Below are 3,327 nucleotides of genomic sequence, written 5' to 3' on the forward strand. Positions count from 1 at the left end.
ACACATCATCCAAACAATGACATATTATTGAAAGAAGTTAAGCTCGAAGAGCAAACAACGGTTGTTGTGCTTTAGAAAGCTTCGGATAATTAGTATTACTCGACTTTGATGTCGCCATCTTTACATCTGTAACCTATCAACGTAGTAGTCTGCTACGATCCTATATGGAATTCTCATCTCGTGGCTAGTTTCGCACTTAGATGCTTTCAGCGCTTATCTATTCCCAGCGTAGCTACTCTGCAATGCCCCTGGCGGAACAACAGATTCACTAGAGGCTGGTCCAACCCGGTCCTCTCGTACTAAGGTCAGCCCCACTCAAAATTCCAACGCCCACAACAGATAGGGACCGAACTGTCTCGCGACGTTCTGAACCCAGCTCGCGTGCCACTTTAATCGGCGAACAGCCGAACCCTTGGGACCTTCTCCAGCCCCAGGATGTGACGAGCCGACATCGAGGTGCCAAACCTCCCCGTCGATATGAGCTCTTGGGGGAGATCAGCCTGTTATCCCCAGCGTACCTTTTATCCTTTGAGCGATGGCCCTTCCATGCAGAACCACCGGATCACTATATCCGTCTTTCGACCCTGATCGACTTGTCTGTCTCACAGTCAAGCAAGCTTATGCTATTGCACTCCTCATACGGTTACCAAGCGTATTGAGCTTACCTTTGAAAGCCTCCGTTACCTTTTTGGAGGCGACCACCCCAGTCAAACTACCCATCAAACAATGTCCTTCGCTCAGCGAAGTTAGACACCGAATACAGAAAGGGTGGTATTTCAACGTTGACTCCACGACGCCTGGCGACGCCGCTTCATAGTCTCCCACCTATCCTACACATCCTGTATCCAATGGCAATGTTAAATTGTAGTGAAGGTGCATGGGGTCTTTCCGTCCCGTTGCGGGTACCCGGCGTCTTCACCGGGACCACAATTTCACCGAGCTCATGGCTGAGACAGCGCCCAGATCGTTACACCATTCGTGCAGGTCGGAACTTACCCGACAAGGAATTTCGCTACCTTAGGACCGTTATAGTTACGGCCGCCGTTTACTGGGGCTTCGATTCAATGCTTCGCCTTGCGACTAACATCCCCTCTTAACCTTCCAGCACCGGGCAGGTGTCAGGCCTTATACTTCATCTTTCGATTTTGCAAAGCCATGTGTTTTTGTTAAACAGTCGCCTGGGCCTTTTCACTGCGGCTGACATTGCTGCCAGCGCCCCTTCTCCCGAAGTTACAGGGCCATTTTGCCGAGTTCCTTAGCCATGATTCACTCGAGCACCTTAGAATCCTCTTCCCGGATACCTGTGTCGGTTTGCGGTACGGGTTTTTATAACCTGAAGCTTAGCGGGTTTTCTTGGAAGTCTGATTACCTGCACTATCCCATCCCCCGAAGGTTCAAGGTACTATCGGCCTTCAGCAAAACCCCCGGATTTGCCTGGGGGTCCTATACCTATAGCCTTCAACGATCTATTCCGTCAGATCGCGGCAGTGTCACTACTCCGTCACCACATCGCAGTTATAAAAAGTACGGGAATATTAACCCGTTGTCCATCGGAAGTCCCCTCTCGGGTGATCCTTAGGCCCCGACTAACCCTGATCCGATTAGCGTTGATCAGGAAACCTTATCCTTTCGGTGGGCGGGTTTCTCGCCCGCCTTATCGTTACTTATGCCTACATTTGCTTTTCCAGAAGCTCCAGCAAAACTTACGTCTTACCTTCGCCGCCGCTGGAATGCTCCCCTACCGTAATATTAATATTACCCATAGCTTCGGTGTACAATTTAATGCCCGTTTATTATCCATGCCCGATCGCTCGACTAGTGAGCTGTTACGCACTCTTTAAATGAATGGCTGCTTCCAAGCCAACATCCTAGCTGTCTGTGCAATCGGACCTCGTTAGTTCAACTTAACTGTAACTTGGGGACCTTAGCTGATGGTCTGGGTTCTTTCCCTCTCGGCGCGTGACCTTAGCACCCCGCGCCTCACTGCCGGACATATTAAATAGCATTCGGAGTTTGTCTGGATTTGGTAGGATTTGACTCCCCCGCACCCAATCAGTAGCTCTACCTCTATTTAACTCTATTCCGACGCTGTTCCTAAAAACATTTCGGGGAGTACGAGCTATTTCCCAGTTTGATTAGCCTTTCACCCCTACCCACAGATCATCCGGAAACTTTTCAACGTTTATCGGTTCGGTCCTCCAGTACGTGTTACCGCACCTTCAACCTGTCCATGGGTAGATCACAAGGTTTCGCGTCTACCTCCCCTGACTATACGCCCTATTCAGACTCGCTTTCGCTTCGGCTTCATGGCTGAACCACTTAACCTCGCCAGAGAAGAGTAACTCGTAGGCTCATTATGCAAAAGGCACGCCGTCACACCATTATGATGCTCCGACCGCTTGTAAGCACACAGTTTCAGGTTCTATTTCACTCCCCTGTTCGGGGTTCTTTTCACCTTTCCCTCACGGTACTGGTTCACTATCGGTCTCTCAGGAGTATTTAGCCTTACCGGATGGTGCCGGCAAATTCCCACAAGGCGTCTCCGACCTCGCGGTACTCAGGATACTGCTAGGTTAACATTACTTACGTGTACGAGGCTATCACTCTGTATCGCCAGGATTCCCATCCTGTTCCACTTCATTTTGTTATACCACAACGCAGTCCTACAACCCCCAGCATGCCGTAACATGATGGGTTTGGGCTCTTTCCCTTTCGCTCGCCACTACTCAGGAAATCATTGTTATTTTCTTCTCCTCTGCTTACTTAGATGTTTCAGTTCGGCAGGTTTGCGTATTATTACGACTGGTCTTCAACCAGCCAGGTTTCCCCATTCGGAAATCCGCGGATCAATTCGTATTTGCCAATCCCCGCAGCTTATCGCAGCTTATCACGTCCTTCATCGCCTCTGAGAGCCAAGGCATCCCCTGTGTGCTCTTATTTACTTTCTTCTTCCATACCCTTTTGCGCATATGGAATGCTTTTTTTTGATTCTGCCGTCTGACCTTTTGCCCGGTGGTGATAAACACCCCCTGACAGTCAAACAACGTCCTCTATTGTTGTTTGCTCTTCTTTTTTAACTTCTTCCAATATGTCAAAGAACTTTCCGGTTATCCGGGAGCTTTTCATCCCCAGGCTTATCACTAAGCAGATAACCATTCGTGGAGAATAACGGAGTCGAACCGTTGACCTCCTGCGTGCAAGGCAGGCGCTCTAGCCAGCTGAGCTAATCCCCCAATAGAATTCAATCGTAGTCCCGAGCAGATTTGAACTGCTGACCCCTACATTATCAGTGTAGTGCTCTAACCAAACTGAGCTACGGGACTTTAT

The 3,327-nt window shown here is 49.4% G+C and carries 2 tRNA genes and 1 rRNA gene; all 3 read right to left on the minus strand.

Features of this window, described 5'->3' with window-relative positions:
* Nucleotides 1-70 precede the first annotated feature (70 nt).
* Nucleotides 71-2,948: ribosomal RNA gene (locus tag P2W84_RS10480) — 23S ribosomal RNA — on the minus strand.
* A gap of 211 nt (nucleotides 2,949-3,159) precedes the next feature.
* Nucleotides 3,160-3,233: transfer RNA gene (locus tag P2W84_RS10485), tRNA-Ala, on the minus strand.
* A gap of 15 nt (nucleotides 3,234-3,248) precedes the next feature.
* Nucleotides 3,249-3,323: transfer RNA gene (locus P2W84_RS10490), tRNA-Ile, on the minus strand.
* Nucleotides 3,324-3,327: the final 4 nt, after the last annotated feature.

The organism is Pedobacter sp. JY14-1, assembly GCF_029269825.1.
Classification (GTDB): Bacteria; Bacteroidota; Bacteroidia; order Sphingobacteriales; family Sphingobacteriaceae; genus Pedobacter.